The organism is Pseudoroseomonas cervicalis ATCC 49957, from assembly GCF_000164635.1.
Classification (GTDB): domain Bacteria; phylum Pseudomonadota; class Alphaproteobacteria; order Acetobacterales; family Acetobacteraceae; genus Pseudoroseomonas; species Pseudoroseomonas cervicalis.
The window spans coordinates 294,784-311,518 of sequence record NZ_GG770777.1; the positions used below are offsets into that span (position 1 = coordinate 294,784).

Sequence of the window (16,735 nt, forward strand, 5' to 3'; positions counted from 1 at the left end):
GGCTTCCGCGCCGGGCGGGTGGTCAACGCCGCCGGGCCGCACGCCATGCAGGTGGCGGCGCTGCTGGGCGAGGCGCTGCCGATGCGGCTGGTGGTGCAGCAGGTGATCGCCACCAGCGCCGCCGCGCCCACGCTGCGGCCCCTGGTGCAATGGGCGCGCCGGCATCTCTCCCTGAAGCAGAGCGATACGGGGCAGTTCCTGGTGGGCGGCGGCTGGCCGGGGCGGCTTGATGCCGATGGCGCTGCGCGGCTGCTGCGCGAGGCGGTGGAGGGCAATCTCTGGGTGGCCGGGCAGGCGCTGCCGATGCTGGGTGGCCTGCGGGTGCTGCGCGCCTGGGCCTCGCCCAACATCCATCTCGACCATGGCCCGGTGATCGGGGAGAGCCCGCGCCATCCGGGGCTGTTCCACGCCGTCACCTCGAATGGCTGGACGCTGGGGCCGCTGGTCGGCCGCCTGCTGGCCGATGCGGTGCTGGGGCGGGGCCGCCCGCCCGCCGCCTTCGCGCCCGGAGGGTGAGGCAGGGGCGGGGCGCCGTTGCGTTCGGTTGCTGGCACGCCAGGGCCAGGGGCGCTAAGCACGCCGGCGATGTCCCCGCCGATTCTGACCGTCGTCATCCCCTGCTACAACGAGGCCCCGAATGTCGCGCCCATGGTGGCGCGGCTGGAGCAGGCGCTCGCCGGCATCGCCTGGGAAGCCATTTTCGTCGACGACAACAGCCCGGACGGCACCACCGGCGTCGCCAAGGAGATCGCGGCGCGGGACGGTCGCATCCGCTGCATCCGCCGGGTCGGGCGGCGTGGCCTGTCCTCGGCCTGCGTCGAGGGCATGCTGGCCTCCGCCGCCCCCTATGTGGCGGTGATCGATGGCGACCTGCAGCATGACGAGACGCTGCTGCCGCGCATGCTGGCGGCGCTGCGGGCGGGCGAGGCGGATGTCGCCATCGGCAGCCGGCATGTCGAGGGCGGCGCCTCGACCGAGGGTTTCTCGGCGCTGCGGCAGCGCATCAGCGATGGCGGCATCGCGCTGGCCCAGCTTTTCCTGCCGGTGCGGGTGGCCGACCCGATGAGCGGCTTCTTCATGCTGCCGCGCGCCCTGGCCGAGGAGGTGGCGCCGCGGCTGACCGGGCGCGGCTTCAAGATCCTGCTCGACATCCTGCTCTCCGCCCGCCGCAGGCTGCGGGTGGTCGAGCTGCCCTACAGCTTCCGCGCCCGGCAGGCGGGGGAATCCAAGCTCGACACCACGGTGCTGCTGGAATTCCTGGCGCTGCTGCTGGACAAGGCGACGGGCGGGCTGCTGCCGCTGCGCTTCCTGGCCTTCGCCGCCATTGGCGGGCTCGGCATCCTGGTGCACATGGCGGTGCTGGCGCTGGCGCTCGGCCCGCTGTCCTTCCACGCGGCGCAATGGCTGGCCAGCTTCGTCGCCATGACGGTGAATTTCTGGCTGAACAACCGCCTCACCTACAGCGATGTGCGGCTGCGCGGCCCCCGGTTGTGGCGCGGATTGCTGCTGTTCTACCTGGTCTGCGGCGTGGGTGTGGCGGCCAATGTCGGCATCGCCGGGCTGCTGCTGCGCGACGAACTGCTGAACTGGGGCCTGGCCGGCGCCGCCGGCGCGGCGCTGACGGTGGTGTGGAACTACGCCGTCTCCGCCACCCTGGTCTGGCGCGCCCGGTGAGGGCAGCGCGCAACCCCTGGCTGCTGGCACTGCTGGGGCTGACGGCGCTGCGGCTGCTGGCCGCGCTCTGGCTGCCGCCAGCGCCGGACGAGGCCTATTACTGGGTCTGGGGCCGGGCGCTGGCGCCCAGCTATTACGACCACCCGCCGATGGTCGCGGTGTGGACGGCGCTGGGCAGCCTGGTCGCCGGCGACAATGCCTTCGGGCTGCGGCTGCTGGGGCCGGTTGGCGTCGCCATCGCCTCGGTGCTGCTGGCACAGGCCGGGGAGGCGCTGTGGCCCGGCCGGCGGGCCGGCGTCTGGGCGGCGGCGCTGCTGAACGGCACGCTGCTGCTCGGCGCCGGCTCGGTGCTGATGACGCCGGACACGCCGCTGCTGGTGTTCTGGTGCGCGGCGATCTGGGCGCTGGCCCGGCTGCATGCCAGCCAGGATGGGCGCTGGTGGCTGGCTTTCGGCCTGCTTTCGGGCTGCGCGCTGCTGTCGAAATACACCGCCGTGCTGCTGGGCGGCGCCGTGGTGCTGTGGCTGCTGGCCGAGCCGCGGGCGCGCCATTGGCTGCGCAGCGCCTGGCTGTGGCTGGGGGGCGCGCTGGCGGTGCTGGTGTTCAGCCCGGTCCTCTGGTGGAACGCCACGCATCACTGGGCCAGCTTCGCCAAGCAGGGCGGGCGGGCGGGGGCGACCGCCACCGGCTCCCCCTGGCGTTATCTGGGTGAATTGCTGGGCGGGCAGGCCGGGCTGGTCACGCCGATCATCTTCGTGCTCTGCGTCGCGGGCACGGTGGCGGCCTGCCGGCGCTGGTGGCGCGGCGATGCCGGGGCTGGGCTGCTGGCGGCTCTGACCGTGCCGGCGGCGCTGCTGTTCCTGTGGCAGGCGACCGGCAGCCGGGTGCAGGGCAATTGGCCGGCCATTCTCTATCCCAGCGCCTGCCTGGCGGCGGCGGCCTGTCTCGGCCCCGGCTGGGACCGGTGGCGGCGCTGGGGCGTGGCGCTGGGCATCGGGCTGACGCTGGTGGTGCTGGTGCAGGCGGCGCTGGCGCCGCTGCCGCTGCCGCGCCGCAGCGACCCGACCCTGGCGCGGCTGGGCGGCTGGGCCGAATTTGCGCGCGAGGTCGAGGCGGCACGCCGCCAGGCCGGGGCGCAGTTCGTCGCCGCCGAGGAATACGGGCTGGCCAGCGAGCTGGCGCTGCATCTGCCGCCCGGCGTCGCGGTGGTGGCGCTGGGCGATCGCTGGGACCTGTTCGATCTGGATGCCCCGGCGGAGGGGCTGCGCGGGCTGCTGGTGCGCAGCGAGCGGCGCTCCGGCCCGCCGCTCTGGCCGGGCGCGGTGGAGCAGGGTGGCGTCACCCGCAGCCGCAAGGGGATCGAGGCCGAGCGCTACCGGCTGCATGGGGTGGTGGTGACGGCCGGGACGCCGCCGCTGGCGCTGTTGCCGCCGCGACGCTGAAGGCCCTGGCGATGGGCGCGCGCCACCCCACATGCTGGGGCGTTGGCCTGGGCAGGAGGGTGAGACAATGCCGATCCGCATTCCGCGTGGCTGGGAATTGCCGGAGAGCGCCGCGACGCCGGAGCATCTGGTGCTGGGGCGCCGCAAGGCGATGGGGCTCGGCGCCGGGCTGATCGCCGGCGGGCTGGCGGCGCCGGCCCTGGCGCAACAGGCCGGCATGGCCGCGATGCGCAACACCCGCTACCCGCCCGAGCGCGCTTTGACGCCGGAGCGCGACGCCACCAGCTACAACAACTATTACGAGTTCGGCAGCAGCAAGAATGTCTCCGGCGCGGCGCAGCGGCTGCGGCAGAGCCCGTGGACGCTGCGGCTGGAGGGCATGGTCGAGAAGCCGCAGGAGATCGGGCTGGAGGACCTGCTGAAGCGGGTCAGCCTGGAGGAGCGGGTGCTGCGGCACCGCTGCGTCGAGGCCTGGGCGATGACGGTGCCCTGGACCGGCTTCGCCATGTCCGACCTGCTGAAGATCGCCACGCCGCTGTCGAGTGCCAAATATGTGGTGTTCGAGACGGTGCGCGAGCCCTCGGTGATGCCTGGGCTGCGGCAGAGCTGGTATCCCTGGCCCTATACCGAGGGCTGCACCATCGAGGAGGCGGCGAACGAGCTGTGCTTCCTGGCGGTGGGCCTGTATGGCAAGCCGGTGCCGGCGCAGAATGGCGGGCCGATCCGGGTGCTGTTCCCGTGGAAATACGGCTTCAAGAGCGGCAAGTCGCTGGCCGCGATCCGCTTCACCGACACGCGGCCGGTGAGCTTCTGGGAGAAGCTGCAGCCCAGCGAATACGGCTTCTGGGCCAATGTGAACCCGGAGGTGCCGCATCCGCGCTGGAGCCAGGCGAGCGAGCGGCTGCTCGGCAGCAATGAGCGGGTGCCGACCAAGCTGTTCAATGGCTATGGCGCCTTCGTCGCCGACCTGTATCAGGGCCTGCAATCGGAGCGGCTGTATCTCTAGCCGGCCGCCAGCGGCGGCCGGCCCGGACAGAAAAAAGAAGGGGCGCAAACGTATACGTTTGCGGGGGGAATTCATTCCCCCGGATTCTCTTTCAGTTGGGCAGTTCGGCGATGCGCCGGCGGCCTTCGTCGATGGCCCTCAAGGCCTCCGGCCAGAGCCCGAGCGTGGCGACCTCATCCGGCGAGAAGAAGCGGGCCTCGCTGACGTCATCCCCCGCCACCGGCTCGCCGGAGAGCCAGCGCCCGGCGAAGTCGATGATGGTGTAGTGGAAGCGGGGGCGTCCGTCCTCGCCATGGTTCAGCGCGTCGACAACGACGGCCAGGGTCAGCGGCCCGACCTCGATGCCGGCCTCCTCGCGGAGTTCGCGGCGGGCGGCGGCCTCGGCGGTCTCGCCCAGCGCCTGGGCGCCGCCGGGGATGGACCATTCGCCCTGGCGCGGCGGCTTGGCCCTGCGCACCAGCAGAACGTCGTTGCCGCGGAAGGCGACGACGCCGATGCCCACCCAGGGCCGGTCCGGATATTCCCGCCCGCCGCTCACGGGGCGGCGGGGCGGGGCGGCGCCTGCTCGGCCTGGCGGAGGTCGTCCAGGCGTGGCAGCAGGCTGCGCTCCTTGTGCGCCGGCACCTGATAGGCCCAGCCGCGCCAGCGGGTGTTGAGCTGCTCGGCCTCCGGGCTGCCCTCGGCCTTCAGCAGCAGCCAGAGCGCCTCGTCCTGGCGGCGCAGCACGGCGTCGATGACCAGGCTGTCGGTGAAGGTGAAGCGGGCGCTGCCCAGGGCGGTGCCGGGCATGTCGGCCTCACGCTGCACATCGGTCAGCGTCAGGAACTCGAAGGCGCCGGCGATGGAATCCAGGCTGCTCTGCTCCAGCGGCGGCGTCTCGGCCGGCGCGGTGACGGCGAGGCGGCCATCCGGCCCTTCGCCCCGGCGCAGCTCCAGCAGCGGCTCGCCCTCGCGGCGGATGGTGGCGGCCAGCATCCGCTCGCGCGGGATGTTGGCCATGTCGCGGTCGATCCAGAGCTGGGCGTCGGCGTCCAGCGGCAGGCGGCCCTCGGCCAGCCAGGACTGGGTCTCGCCGGGGCGGCGGACATAGACGCTTTCCGGCACATTGCCCTGCACCCGCACGCGGCGGCGGCCCACCACCAGCTCGGCAATGGGCTGGTTGCCGCCATCCAGCACGCGCAGCAGCGCGGCGGTGGAGCCTTCCTTCTCCGGATCCTCGAGGCCGAGGCGCCCGAGCAGCTCGGGGTTGCCGGTGCGCGGCTCGACCAGGCGCAGCTCGGTCAGGCCGACCAGCAGCTCGCGCACCTTCTCGGGGCGGACGGGGTAGTCGGCGGCCTCGGGCAGCACCCAGACATCGCCCTGGCGGCGGGCGAGGATGAGCGACTTGCCCTGCTGCCTTACCTCGATGCGCATGGCGCCGGCGAGGCGGGCGGCCAGGTTCTGGAACATCAGCGGCGCGCTGCCGGTGTCGCGCGGGCGCGGCCCGGCGGGGCCGAGGGCGACCACGGCGCCGGCGGAGGCGAGGGCGGCGGCGCCCAGGATGAGCAGGGATCGGCGTTCCATGGCGGCCTCTCCTCAGGCGCGCGCCGCGGCGCGGCGGCGGTTGCGCAGCACCGCCAGCACCAGGGCGAACAGGGTCAGCAGCGCGGGCACGAGGGCGATGTTGAGGATGCGCAGATTGCGCTCCAGCGCCTCGATATCGCGCCGCAGCTCCAGCTGCACGGCGCGCAGCTGGCCGCGTGTGGCGGTGATCTCGGCGCGCGCGCGGTCGATCTCGGCGCGCTGCTCAGGCGTGATGACCGATTGGTTCTGGTTGCGCTCGCCGGGCTGGGCGGTGCCTTGGCGGAGCTGGCGCAGCCGCCGCTCGGTGGCTTCCAGCCGCTGGGTCAGGGCCTGCTCGGTCTGGCGATACTGCGCCTCGGCATTGCGGCGCATCTCGTCCACCACGCCGAAGGGGCGCAGCGATTCGCCGCGCGAGCGCAGGCCGATCAGCGCGTCGCCGCCGGCCAGGGTGTCGGTCAGGTTGGCGATCAGCGCGCCATTGTCGCTGAAGGGGGTGGCCACCTGCTGGCCGAAGAAATCCTGCACCTGGACCCAGAAGCGGTCCTCCAGCAGGTCGGTGTCATTGGCGATGACGAGATTGGCCGGGCCGTCGCTCTGGGCGCGATGGGCCGGGAAATCGGCCGGGCGCTCGGCACCCTCGGCGGGGGCGGGCGGGCCGGCGGGGAAGGCGCTCTGCAGGATGCCGCGGGCGCGGGCCATCAGCACATAGCGCTGGCCGTCCGGCTGGAAGCCGGCCAGCAGCTGGGCCGGGTTGGGGTTGCGGCGCACCTGCTCGACATCGACCAGCATGGCGCGGTCGCTGCTGGTGATCAGCGGGGTGAACTCGATGCCGGCGCCCTCGCGGCGGCGCACCTGGCCGGCGGCGGCGAAGGTGACCTGCTGCAGATCGGCCGTCGCCACATCGCCATGGCTGAGCGAATCCCCGGTCGCGTTGAACCAGGCCAGGTAGTCCACCGTCTGCAGCCGGTCGCGCGGATTGGCGCGCACGCGCCAGGCGCCGCGCTGGTCCAGCACCACCTTGTCGGACGGCGTCTCGATGCCCCAGGCGTTCAGCAGGCGGTCGAGATTCGAGCCGGTCTCGGCGGGGGGCTGGCCGGTGGGGCCGGGGCGGCTCGCCTGGCTCTCGCTGTGCGGGTCGGTCATGGCGAAGAGCTTGCCGCCGCGCATGACGAACTGGTCGATGGCGTAGAGCGTCGTCTCCGGCAGGTTCTGCGGCTGGGCGACGATCAGCACCTGCATGTCGGCCGGGATCACCGCCGTGTCGGGGCCGACCTCGCGCAGGGTGAAGAACTGGCGCAGCTGGTTGGCGATGACGAAGGGCTGCCCGGCGCCGGGCACCCGCATCATCATCGCGCGCGGGTCGCCATTGACCGGCAGGGCCGAGAGCAGCCCGACCACCGGGCGGCGCGGGTTGGACAGCTCATAGACCAGCCGCGTCAGGTCGTATTCCAGGAAGCGCTCGCGGTCGGGCTGGAAGAAGGGCAGCACCCGCTCGTCATCCAGCAGGTTGCTGCCGGCCAGGCCGAAATAGACCTGCTCGCCGGACTGGTCGACCGGCACGCCCTGGATGCCGGCGGCCATCGCCCGGTCCTCGGTCTCCGAGAAGGGCTCGGGGTCGAGATATTCCAGGCGGATCCTGCCGTCGGACAGGGCGGCGTATTCCTGCAGCATCTCGCGCACCCGGTCGGCATAGGCGCCATAGACCGGGATGCTGCCGCCGAGCCGGCTGGAATAGAACAGCCGCAGGGTGATCGGGTCCTGCAGGCCGGAGAGCACCTGACGGGTGCCGTCCGACAGGGTGTAGAGATGCTGCTGCGTCAGGTCGAGCCGCGCCCGCGGCAGCAGCCGGTCGGCCAGCAGGTTCACCGAGACGGCCAGCACCAGCGCGGCACCGAGGCCACCCAGCGCATAGGCGAGGCGCCGGGAGGGCGGCTTCGGGGCGGGCGAGGGGGCGGCGTGCGGGGCCGGGGTGGCGTCGCTCATGGCTCAATCCGCCTTGCGATGGTCGACGGCCACGGCATTGGCGAAGAGCCAGAAGCCGATGAAGCTCGCGAAATAGACGAGGTCGCGCAGCGCCACCACGCCACGGGAGAAGCCGCCCAGCCGGTCGGTGACCGACAGGCCGCGGGCGATATCGGCCAGCACCGGCATCCGCACCGAGAGGAATTCCGTCACCACCGGGCTGCCGGCGGCGGCGAAGAGGAAGCAGATGGCGACCGCGAGGACGAAGGCGATGACCTGGTTCTTGGTCAGCGCCGAGATGGCCGCGCCCACCGCCAGATAGGCCCCGGCCACCAGCAGGCAGCCGAGATAGCCGGTGAGGATCACCCCATTGTCCGGATTGCCGAGATAGTTGACCGTCAGCACCAGCGGGAAGGTCAGCGCGAGGGCGATGGCGCAGAAGGCCCAGGCGGCCAGGAACTTGCCCAGCACCGCCTGCCACTGGGTGATCGGCAGGGTCAGCAGCAGCTCGATGGTGCCGAGGCGCCGCTCCTCCGCCCAGAGCCGCATGGTCAGGGCCGGGACCAGGAACAGGAACAGCCAGGGGATGAAGCCGAAGAAGGGCTGCAGATCGGCGGTGCCGCGGCCGAAGAAATTGCCCAGCGTGAAGGTCAGCGCCCCCGACATCACCAGGAAGATGACGATGAAGACATAGGCGACGGGCGTCGCGAAATACCCGGCCAGCTCGCGCCGGGCGACGATCAGGGAGGCGCGCATCAGGCGGCGTCCTTCGGCAGGGTCAGCTCGCGGAACACCGCGTCGAGGGAGGGGCCGCGCCGCGCCAGCTCGACCGGCGTCGCATCGGCCAGCACACGCCCGCGCGCGATGATGATGGCGCGGGTGCAGATGGCCGAGACCTCCTCCAGGATGTGGGTGGAGATGATGATCGCCTTGTGCGGCGCCATCTGCGCGATCAGCCGCCGCACCTCATGCTTCTGGTTGGGGTCGAGGCCGTCGGTCGGCTCGTCCAGCACCAGCACCGGCGGGTCGTGCAGCAGCGACTGGGCCAGGCCGACGCGGCGCTTGAAGCCCTTGGAGAGGGTCTCGATCGGCTGCAGCCGCACCTCCTCCAGCATGGTCAGCTTCATCGCGTGCGCGGTGCGATCCGCCGCTTCCGTCCCGCGATAGCCGCGGATGCGGGCGGCGAAGCCGAGGAAAGCGGTGACCGTCATCTCGGGATAGGTGGGCGCGCCCTCGGGCAGGTAGCCCAGATGGCGCTTGGCCTGGACGGGGCGGTCCACCACATCCTCGCCGCAGATGCGGGCGGTGCCGGCAGAGGGCGTCACGAAGCCCGCCAGCATCTTCATGGTGGTGGATTTGCCGGCGCCATTGGGGCCGAGGAAGCCCAGCACCTCGCCCCGGGCCACGGCGAAGGACACGTCATCGACGGCGGTGAAGCCGCCGAAGCGCTTGGTGAGGCGGTCGATCTCGATCAGCGCGGACAACCGGACATTCCCTGACAGCAGCGGACGGCCACCGGGTTTAATCGGGGCAGGGGGCATTGCAACCCCTCGGCCTGTATCGAAGCGTCGCCTCCGGGGCGGGTCCGGGGCTCAGCCGGCCGCCAGCGGCGCCAGGGAGAGGTCGTGGCCGAAGAGGGCCAGCAGCAGCCGCGCGGCGCGCCCGCGCGGCGTGGCCGAGAGCGCCGGGTCCTTCTCCAGCAGCAGCGCCGCATCCTGATGCGCCATGCGCACCAGCCCGCCATGGCGCTGCGGGTCGGCCAGGCGCCGGCCGATCCGCCCGGCCTGGCGCACCCCCAGCGCATCGCCGCCGCCGCGATACTCCAGATCGGCATCCGCGATGACGAAGCCGTCCTGCGTCTCGCGCAGCACGGCGAGCCGCCGCTGCTCCGAGTCGTTCAGCTCGGCCGAGGGCAGCAGCAGGCAGAAGCTCTGCGCCCGGCCGCGCCCGACCCGGCCGCGCAGCTGGTGCAGCGCCGCCAGGCCGAAGCGCTCGGCCTGCTCGATGATCATGATGGTGGCCTCGGGCACGTCGACGCCGACCTCGACCACGGTGGTCGCCACCAGCAGCTGGGCGCGGCCGGCGGCGAAATCGTGCAGCGCGGCCTCGCGCACCTCCAGCTTCTGCGCGCCATGCGCCAGGCGCACCTTGTCGCCGAAAATGGCGGCGAGGTCGGCGAAGGTGGTCTCGGCCGCGGCGTTGTCGTGCTTCTCGCCCTCCTCGACGGCGCGCACCACCCAATAGGCGCGGTGGCCCTCGGCGAAGGCGGCGCGCAGCCTTGCCACCAGCTCCTCCCGCCGCTCGCGGCTGACGATGCGGGTGACGATGGGCTGGCGGCCGGCGGGCAGGCCTTCCAGCCGGCTCACCGCCATCTCGCCCCATTGCGTCAGCAGCAGGGTGCGGGGGATGGGGGTGGCGGTCATCACCAGCACATCGGTGGTGCCCTTCTCGGTCAGCGCCAGGCGCTGGGCGACGCCGAAGCGGTGCTGCTCATCCACCACCGCGAGGCCGAGATCGCGGAAGGCGACCCCCTCCTCGATCAGCGCATGGGTGCCGACCACCAGGGGGATCGCGCCATCGGCGAGGCCCGCCAGCACGCGCTTCCTCTCCTTGCCCTTCACCGAGCCGGCCAGCAGGGCGCAGGGAACCCCGGCGGCGCCGGCCAGTTTCTCCAGCGTGCGCAGATGCTGGCGGGCGAGCAATTCGGTCGGAGCCATCAGGGCGGCCTGGGCGCCGCCCTCGACGGCGCGCAGCATGGCCATCACCGCCACCAGCGTCTTGCCGGCCCCCACATCCCCCTGCAGCAGCCGCAGCATGCGGCGCGGCGCGGCCAGATCGGCATCGATCTCGGCGATGGCCCTGGCCTGGCCCGGGGTCGGCTGATGGCCGAAGGCGTGCAGCGCGGCGGCGCGCAGCCGGCTGTCGCCCGTCAGGGCGCGCCCCGGCCGTTGCAGCACGGTGCGGCGCACCAGCCCCACCGCCAGCTGGCCGGCCAGCAGCTCGTCATAGGCCAGGCGGTCGCGCGGCGTGTCGTCGGGCACCGCCTCCGGCGCCTGGATGGCGTGCAGCGCGGCGCCGAAGCCGGGCCAGCGCCGGCGCGCCAGCAGCGTGGCATCCTGCCATTCCGGCAGTTCCGGCAGCAGCGCCAGGGCATCGGCCATGGCGCGGCCGAGGTCGCGCTGGCCCAGCCCCTTGGCCAGCGGCCAGATCGGCTGCAGTTCGGGGATGACGTCCGGCGGCTCGACGAAATCCGGCGCGTCCATCTGCCAGCGGTCGCGGTAGCGCTTGACCCGGCCGGAGACGCGGCGCGGCGCGCCCTCCGGATAGGTGCGCGAGAGCCAGGCGCCGAGCCAGGAGCGGCGGCCGAAATAGATCAGGTCGATCGGCCCGTCCTCGGAGTCGCAGCGCACCGCCCAGGGCTGCACCGGGCTGCCGGGGGCCGCGATGCCGAGCACCCGCACCGGCAGGGTGGCGATCTCGCCCTCCCGCGGCTGGGCGTTGCGGCGATCCTGGTAGCGCTCGGGCAGGTGGAAGAGCAGGTCCATGACCCGCCCGCCCTCGACCAGCGCGGCCAGGCGCTTCCGCTTCTCCTCGGGCACGGGCAGGCTGTCGAGCGGCGCGAAAAGCGGCGCGGCGCGGTCCAGATCCGTCTCTCGGGCTGACACGATTCCCATCCACCTCTATATGCCAGCCTCCAGAGGCGTCGACATGTCCCAGAGCGATCAACACAGCCATCCTTCCGCCCCCGATCTGTCCCCGCGCCGCCGGCGCCTGGTGTTCCGCGCCACGCATCGCGGCACCAAGGAGACCGACCTGATGGTGGGCGGCTTCGTCACCCGCAACATCGCCGCCTTCTCGGAGGCCGAGCTGGACGAGCTGGAAGGGGTGCTGGAGCTGCTCGATGTCGATCTGGCGGACTGGCTCTCCGGCCGCCGCCCGATCCCGCCCGAGGTGATGACCCCGATGCTGGCGCGCATGGCGGAGGAATGCTCGCGCTCCGGCGCCGGCGTGCCGGAGGCGGTGCGGGAGGCCGCGCCGCGCGGATGAGCCAGCTCACCGTCCATGGCGCGCCGGAAGGCTTCGACGCGCTGCTGCTGGCCCGCCGCCGCGTCGAGGCCGAGGGCTTCGTCCTGCATGTCTGCCGCGACGATGCCCGCATGGCGCGGCTGCAGGACGGGCTGGCCTTCTTCGCGCCCGAGGTCGAGGTGCTGCGCTTCCCGGCCTGGGACTGCCTGCCCTATGACCGCGTCTCGCCGCATGCCGAGCTGGTGGCCGAGCGCGTCGCCACCCTGGCCCGCCTGCTGGAGCCGGAGGCCCGCCCGCGCATCGTGCTGACCACGGTGAACGCGCTGGTGCAGCGCGTGCCGCCGCGCGTGGTGTTCGAGGGCGCCACGCTGCATCTGAAGAAGGGCGGGCGCATCCGGCCCGAGGCGCTGGCCGGCTTCCTGGACGCCAATGGCTACAACCGCGTCGCCACCGTGATGGAGCCGGGCGAATACGCGGTGCGCGGCGGGCTGTTCGACCTCTACCCGGCCGGCGAGCCGGAGCCGGTGCGGCTCGACCTGTTCGGCGACGAAATCGAGACGCTGCGCCGCTTCGGCACCGAGACCCAGCGCAGCGGCGAGGCGGTGGCCGAGCTGTGGCTGCGCCCGGTGGGCGAGGTGCTGCTGGACGAGGATTCCATCGCCCGCTTCCGCGCCGGCTATCGCGACCTGTTCGGCATGCCGGCGGCGGAGGACCCGCTCTATGTCTCGGTCTCCGCCGGGCGGCGGCATCCGGGCATGGAGCATTACGCGCCGCTGTTCCATGAGAGCATGGCGACGCTGCTGGACTACATGCCCGGCGCCTCGGTCAGCCTGGATCATCAGGCCGAGGATGCGCTGACCACCCGGCTGGAAATGGTCGAGGACCATTACGAGGCGCGCCGCACCCCGCCGCGCGAGGGCGAGGTACCCTACCGCCCGGTACCGCCGCGCCGCCTCTATCTGAACCGGCGCGACTGGGACGCGATGCTGGCGGGCGCCCCGCTGCTGGCCTTCAGCCCCTTCCCGAAGCCCGAGGGCGCCGAGGGGCTGGATGCCGGCGGCCGCCCGGGCCGGCTCTATGTCGAGGCGCGTGCCGCCGGGCAGAACGCCTTCGCCGTCTATCGCGAACAGGCCGAGGCGCAGGCCAAGGCCGGCCAGCGCCCGGTGGTCGCCGCCTGGACTCGCGGCTCGCGCGAGCGGCTGGGCAACCTGCTGCGGGAGAACCGCATCCCCGCCCAGGCGGTGGAGGATTGGGCCGCCGCGCGCAAGCTGCCCGCCGGCACCGTGGCGCTGGCCATCTATGGCGTGGAGCGCGGCTTCACCGGCCCCGCCGCCCCCGGCACGCGCGACACCGCCGCCATCGCGCTGACCAGCGAGCAGGATCTGCTGGGCGAGCGCATCGCCCGCCCGCCACGCCGGCGCAAGCGGGCCGACCAGTTCATCGCCGACGCCACCGAGATCGCCGAGGGCGATCTGGTGGTGCATCAGGACCACGGCATCGGCCGCTATGACGGGCTGGAGACGCTCGCCGTCTCCGGCGCGCCGCATGACTGCCTGCGGCTGCTCTATGATGGCGGCGACAAGCTGTTCCTGCCGGTCGAGAATATCGAGCTGCTCTCGCGCTTCGGCAGCGACAGCGCCGGCGTGGCGCTGGACAAGCTCGGCGGCACGTCGTGGCAGAACCGCAAGGCCAAGGCCAAGCAGCGCATCGCCGACATGGCCGGGCAGCTGATCCGCATCGCCGCCGAGCGGCGGGTGAAGGACGCGCCGCTGGTCACCCCGCCTGAGGGCGCCTGGGACGAGTTCTGCGCCCGCTTCCCCTTCGCCGAGACCGAGGACCAGCAGCGCGCCATCGCCGATGTGCTGGAGGATCTGGCCGCCGGCCGGCCGATGGACCGGCTGATCTGCGGCGATGTCGGCTTCGGCAAGACCGAGATCGCGTTGCGCGCCGCCTTCGTCGTCGCCATGTCGGGCGCGCAGGTGGCGGTGGTGGTGCCGACCACGCTGCTCTCCCGCCAGCATTTCCGGACGTTCTCGGCGCGCTTCGAGGGGCTGCCGATCAAGGTGGCCCAGCTCTCCCGCATGGTCACCGCCAAGGAGGCGGCGCAGGTCAAGGCGGGGCTCGCCGATGGCTCGATCAACATCGTCGTCGGCACCCATGCGCTGCTGGCCAAGGGGGTGGAATTCGCCGATCTCGGCCTGGTCATCGTCGATGAGGAGCAGCATTTCGGCGTCGCCCACAAGGAGCGGCTGAAATCGCTGAAGGCCGATGTCCATGTGCTGACGCTGACCGCGACGCCGATCCCGCGCACCCTGCAGCTGGCGCTGACCGGTGTGCGCGAGATGAGCGTGATCGCGACGCCGCCCGTCGACCGGCTGGCGGTGCGCACCTTCATCATGCCCTTCGACGCCGTGGTCATCCGCGAGGCGCTGCAGCGCGAGCGCTTCCGCGGCGGCCAGGTCTTCTGCGTGGTGCCGCGGCTGGAGGACCTGCCGAAGATGGTCACGCGGCTGGCCGACATCGTGCCGGAGGCGCGCGTCGTCCAGGCGCATGGCCGCCTGACGCCGACCGAGCTCGAGCGCGTCATGACCGAGTTCGGCGACGGCAAGTTCGACATCCTGCTGGCGACCAACATCGTCGAGAGCGGGCTCGACATGCCGGCGGTGAACACGCTGATCATCTACCGCGCCGACATGTTCGGCCTGGCCCAGCTCTACCAGCTGCGCGGGCGGGTGGGCCGTGGCAAGCAGCGCGGCTATGCCTATCTGACCTGGCCCGCCACGCAGCGCCTGTCGCCGGCGGCCGAGAAGCGGCTGGCGGTGATGCAGACGCTGGACAATCTCGGCGCCGGCTTCACCCTGGCCAGCCACGATCTCGACATCCGCGGCGCCGGCAATCTGCTGGGCGACGAGCAGTCGGGCCATATCCGCGAGGTCGGCATCGAGCTCTACCAGCAGATGCTCGAGGAGGCGGTGGCCGACATCAAGGCCGGGCAGGGCAGGCGGGGCGAGGGTGCCGACCGCGACTGGACGCCGCAGATCAATCTCGGCCTGCCGGTGCTGATCCCGGAGAACTATGTCGCCGACCTGCCGGTGCGGCTCGGCCTGTATCGCCGCATCGGCGCGCTGGCCGGCGATGCCGAGGTGGAGGCGATGGCCGCCGAGCTGGGCGACCGCTTCGGCGCCCTGCCGCCCGAGGTCGAGAATCTGCTGCAGGTGGTCTCCATCAAGCATCTCTGCCGCCAGGCGGGGGTGGAGAAGCTGGATGCTGGGCCGAAGGGCATCGTCGCCGCCTTCCGCCGCAACAATTTCGCCAATCCGGGCGGGCTGGTGAACTGGGTGGCGGCGCAGAAGGGGCTGGTGAAGCTGCGCCCCGACCACAAGCTGGCCATGGTGCGGGAGATGGACCTGAAGACCCGGGTGCGCGCCGCCAAGGACATGCTGGCGGCGCTGGCCAAGGTGGCGCGGCAGGCCAAGGCGGCCTAAGGAGCGCGACAGGGCGGCCTGGCCGGGCCGCCCGCCTCAGAACTCCATCGCCTCGGCCAGGGCGACGTCGATCAGCCGTTCCAGCACCTCGGGCTCCTGGGCCCCGGCGATGGCGTGGCCGGCCTCCTGCCCCGGCCGGCCGCTCAGCACGAAGCAGGGCACGCCATTGATGCCGAGCCGGTGGGCGCGGAGATTCTCGGCATGCACCGCGTCGCTCTCCAGCCCGCTGGCCAGGAAACGCAGCGCGGTGCGCCGGTCCAGCCCCTGCTGCGCCGCCAGCAGGGCCAGCGTGTCATGGCTGCCGAGATCGGCGCCCTCGCAGAAATGCGCGACGAACAGGGCGTCCACCACGGCGTCGGCCAGACCGTGCTGCGCCGCCAGCCGCACCAGCCGGTGCGCGTCCACCGAGGCCGGGATGCGCTGGATGCGGTCGAAGCGGAAGGCGATGCCCTCCGCCACGCCGAGATCGGTCATGGTGGCGTGCAGCCGCCGCGCCCGCTCCTCACCACCGAATTTGCGCGCCATGTAGTCCTGCCGCTGCAGCCCGGCGGCGCCGAGATCGGGGTTCAGCAGGAAAGGGCGCCAGCGCAGCTCGGCCGAGAGCTCCGGCCGCCGCGCCAGGGCCCGGCGCAGCCGCCGGGTGCCCAGAAAGCACCAGGGGCAGATCAGGTCGAACACCACCTCGATCTCGAGATGGGGGCGGGGCGGGGAGATCAGGTTCACACCACGGCTTATAGGCCAGATCGGGCGGCGCTTCATCCTGGCGCGAAACGGGCCAAGAGGCGATTCGTTTTTGCCAGGATCCTGTTGAATCAGACTTGTAGGAGAGAGTCCTGACTCCTAGTTTGAATGAACCTCGGACAAGGCATTCAAATACTTCATGATGGCGGGGTCGCATATCGCGCTGGGGGCCGCCGCTTGGTTCGTCGCGGCCCCGCGGCTGGGGCTTCCCGCCCTCGACCCCGCTCTGCTCGGCATCGCGGTGTTCGGCGCGTTGCTGCCCGATATCGACCACCCGAAATCCTGGCTGGGCAAGCGGCTGCGCCCGGTCTCCACCGTCTTCGCGACGCTGTTCGGCCATCGCGGCATCACCCATTCGCTGCTGGCGGTGGTGGGCTGCGCCGTGTTGCTGCTGCGCCAGGAGGTGCCGCTGGCGATCGCCGCGCCCCTTGTCGTGGGCTACCTGTCGCATCTGGCGGCCGACCTGCTGACCCCGGCCGGGCTGCGCCTGGCCTGGCCGCTGCGCGGCACCTATGCGCTGCCGCTCTGCCGCAGCGGCTCGCCCTTCGAGCCGCTGGTGGTGGCGCTGGCGCTCTCCTGGGCCTGGGGCAGCACGCATGAGCAGATCAACTGGCATGCCGGGCTGCGTGCCACCGGCGTGTGCCGGGTGCTGGCGCAGCAATTGCCGGCGGTCTGCCCGCCCGGTGCGCCGCCGGTGGCCGGCATGGCGCGGCCCGATCTGGAGGGCGCCTGGCAAGGGCTGCGGCATTCGGGCGAGACTCTGCTGGCGCGCAACGGGCTGCGCGGGGCCAGCACCCCCTAGCGCGCGCCCATGGCAGGGCCGTAGCGGCCCCGCC

At 72.4% G+C, this 16,735-nt stretch carries 14 protein-coding genes; 7 read left to right on the forward strand and 7 right to left on the reverse strand.

Annotated elements, in window-relative coordinates; all coding sequences use genetic code 11:
- The 4 genes from HMPREF0731_RS01215 to msrP all read left to right on the forward strand — a co-directional run.
- A partial coding sequence (locus HMPREF0731_RS01215) for an NAD(P)/FAD-dependent oxidoreductase (protein WP_007002163.1) occupies positions 1 to 516 on the forward strand: 516 nt, incomplete at its 5' end.
- A 69-nt stretch (positions 517 to 585) separates the two neighbouring features.
- A complete protein-coding gene (locus HMPREF0731_RS01220) occupies positions 586 to 1,674 on the forward strand; it encodes a glycosyltransferase family 2 protein (protein WP_007002164.1) in 1,089 nt (362 codons plus the stop codon).
- Complete coding sequence (locus tag HMPREF0731_RS01225) at positions 1,671 to 3,116, forward strand: glycosyltransferase family 39 protein (protein ID WP_007002165.1); 1,446 nt, start codon at positions 1,671 to 1,673, stop codon at positions 3,114 to 3,116. The genes HMPREF0731_RS01220 and HMPREF0731_RS01225 overlap by 4 nt, the downstream gene beginning before the upstream one ends.
- Before the next feature lie 67 nt (positions 3,117 to 3,183).
- Positions 3,184 to 4,122, forward strand: coding sequence for a protein-methionine-sulfoxide reductase catalytic subunit MsrP (gene msrP / locus HMPREF0731_RS01230; protein ID WP_007002166.1), 939 nt, complete (start codon positions 3,184 to 3,186; stop codon positions 4,120 to 4,122).
- 91 nt (positions 4,123 to 4,213) lie between these two features.
- Here msrP and HMPREF0731_RS01235 read toward each other — a convergent pair whose 3' ends face one another.
- The 6 genes from HMPREF0731_RS01235 to recG all read right to left on the reverse strand — a co-directional run bounded on the left by HMPREF0731_RS01235 (position 4,214) and on the right by recG (position 11,321).
- On the reverse strand, positions 4,214 to 4,660 hold the full coding sequence (locus HMPREF0731_RS01235; protein WP_040611822.1) for an NUDIX hydrolase: 447 nt from the start codon (positions 4,658 to 4,660) through the stop codon (positions 4,214 to 4,216).
- Positions 4,657 to 5,685, reverse strand: a complete 1,029-nt coding sequence (locus tag HMPREF0731_RS01240; RefSeq protein WP_007002168.1) for a DUF4340 domain-containing protein — start codon at positions 5,683 to 5,685, stop codon at positions 4,657 to 4,659. The genes HMPREF0731_RS01235 and HMPREF0731_RS01240 overlap by 4 nt, the downstream gene beginning before the upstream one ends.
- 12 nt (positions 5,686 to 5,697) lie before the next feature.
- Positions 5,698 to 7,668: a GldG family protein gene (locus tag HMPREF0731_RS01245; RefSeq protein WP_007002169.1), complete on the reverse strand. Its 1,971-nt coding sequence runs from the start codon at positions 7,666 to 7,668 to the stop codon at positions 5,698 to 5,700.
- Positions 7,669 to 7,671: 3 nt separating this feature from the next.
- Positions 7,672 to 8,403, reverse strand: coding sequence for an ABC transporter permease (locus tag HMPREF0731_RS01250; RefSeq protein WP_007002170.1), 732 nt, complete (start codon positions 8,401 to 8,403; stop codon positions 7,672 to 7,674).
- Positions 8,403 to 9,131, reverse strand: a complete 729-nt coding sequence (locus HMPREF0731_RS01255) for an ABC transporter ATP-binding protein (RefSeq protein ID WP_007002171.1) — start codon at positions 9,129 to 9,131, stop codon at positions 8,403 to 8,405. Before HMPREF0731_RS01255 ends, HMPREF0731_RS01250 begins: the two co-directional genes overlap by 1 nt.
- A 108-nt stretch (positions 9,132 to 9,239) precedes the next feature.
- Entirely contained in the window at positions 9,240 to 11,321 is a 2,082-nt protein-coding gene (recG, locus tag HMPREF0731_RS01260) for an ATP-dependent DNA helicase RecG (RefSeq protein WP_007002172.1), read from the reverse strand.
- A gap of 34 nt (positions 11,322 to 11,355) precedes the next feature.
- On the opposite strand from recG, the gene HMPREF0731_RS01265 reads away from it, so the two are divergent.
- Positions 11,356 to 11,694, forward strand: a complete 339-nt coding sequence (locus tag HMPREF0731_RS01265; protein WP_007002173.1) for a succinate dehydrogenase assembly factor 2 — start codon at positions 11,356 to 11,358, stop codon at positions 11,692 to 11,694.
- Complete coding sequence (gene mfd, locus HMPREF0731_RS01270; protein ID WP_040611824.1) at positions 11,691 to 15,158, forward strand: transcription-repair coupling factor; 3,468 nt, start codon at positions 11,691 to 11,693, stop codon at positions 15,156 to 15,158. Before HMPREF0731_RS01265 ends, mfd begins: the two co-directional genes overlap by 4 nt.
- A 36-nt stretch (positions 15,159 to 15,194) precedes the next feature.
- Here the strand turns inward: mfd and HMPREF0731_RS01275 are convergent, their stop codons facing one another.
- On the reverse strand, positions 15,195 to 15,881 hold the full coding sequence (locus HMPREF0731_RS01275; protein WP_007002175.1) for a DsbA family oxidoreductase: 687 nt from the start codon (positions 15,879 to 15,881) through the stop codon (positions 15,195 to 15,197).
- Positions 15,882 to 16,038: 157 nt separating this feature from the next.
- On the opposite strand from HMPREF0731_RS01275, the gene HMPREF0731_RS01280 reads away from it, so the two are divergent.
- The gene (locus HMPREF0731_RS01280; RefSeq protein WP_007002176.1) at positions 16,039 to 16,701 is read left to right on the forward strand and encodes a metal-dependent hydrolase; all 663 of its coding nucleotides are present in this window, start codon (positions 16,039 to 16,041) and stop codon (positions 16,699 to 16,701) included.
- The last annotated feature ends 34 nt before the right edge of the window (positions 16,702 to 16,735 follow it).

What these genes read in the sequence shown, in the direction of transcription:
- HMPREF0731_RS01220 (WP_007002164.1), top strand. Translation starts at nt 586, where the DNA reads ATGTCCCCGCCGATTCTGACCGTCGTCATCCCCTGCTACAACGAGGCC.
- msrP (WP_007002166.1), top strand. Translation starts at nt 3,184, where the DNA reads ATGCCGATCCGCATTCCGCGTGGCTGGGAATTGCCGGAGAGCGCCGCG.
- HMPREF0731_RS01240 (WP_007002168.1), bottom strand. Translation starts at nt 5,685, where the DNA reads ATGGAACGCCGATCCCTGCTCATCCTGGGCGCCGCCGCCCTCGCCTCC.
- HMPREF0731_RS01245 (WP_007002169.1), bottom strand. Translation starts at nt 7,668, where the DNA reads ATGAGCGACGCCACCCCGGCCCCGCACGCCGCCCCCTCGCCCGCCCCG.
- HMPREF0731_RS01250 (WP_007002170.1), bottom strand. Translation starts at nt 8,403, where the DNA reads ATGCGCGCCTCCCTGATCGTCGCCCGGCGCGAGCTGGCCGGGTATTTC.
- recG (WP_007002172.1), bottom strand. Translation starts at nt 11,321, where the DNA reads ATGGGAATCGTGTCAGCCCGAGAGACGGATCTGGACCGCGCCGCGCCG.
- HMPREF0731_RS01265 (WP_007002173.1), top strand. Translation starts at nt 11,356, where the DNA reads ATGTCCCAGAGCGATCAACACAGCCATCCTTCCGCCCCCGATCTGTCC.
- mfd (WP_040611824.1), top strand. Translation starts at nt 11,691, where the DNA reads ATGAGCCAGCTCACCGTCCATGGCGCGCCGGAAGGCTTCGACGCGCTG.
- HMPREF0731_RS01280 (WP_007002176.1), top strand. Translation starts at nt 16,039, where the DNA reads ATGATGGCGGGGTCGCATATCGCGCTGGGGGCCGCCGCTTGGTTCGTC.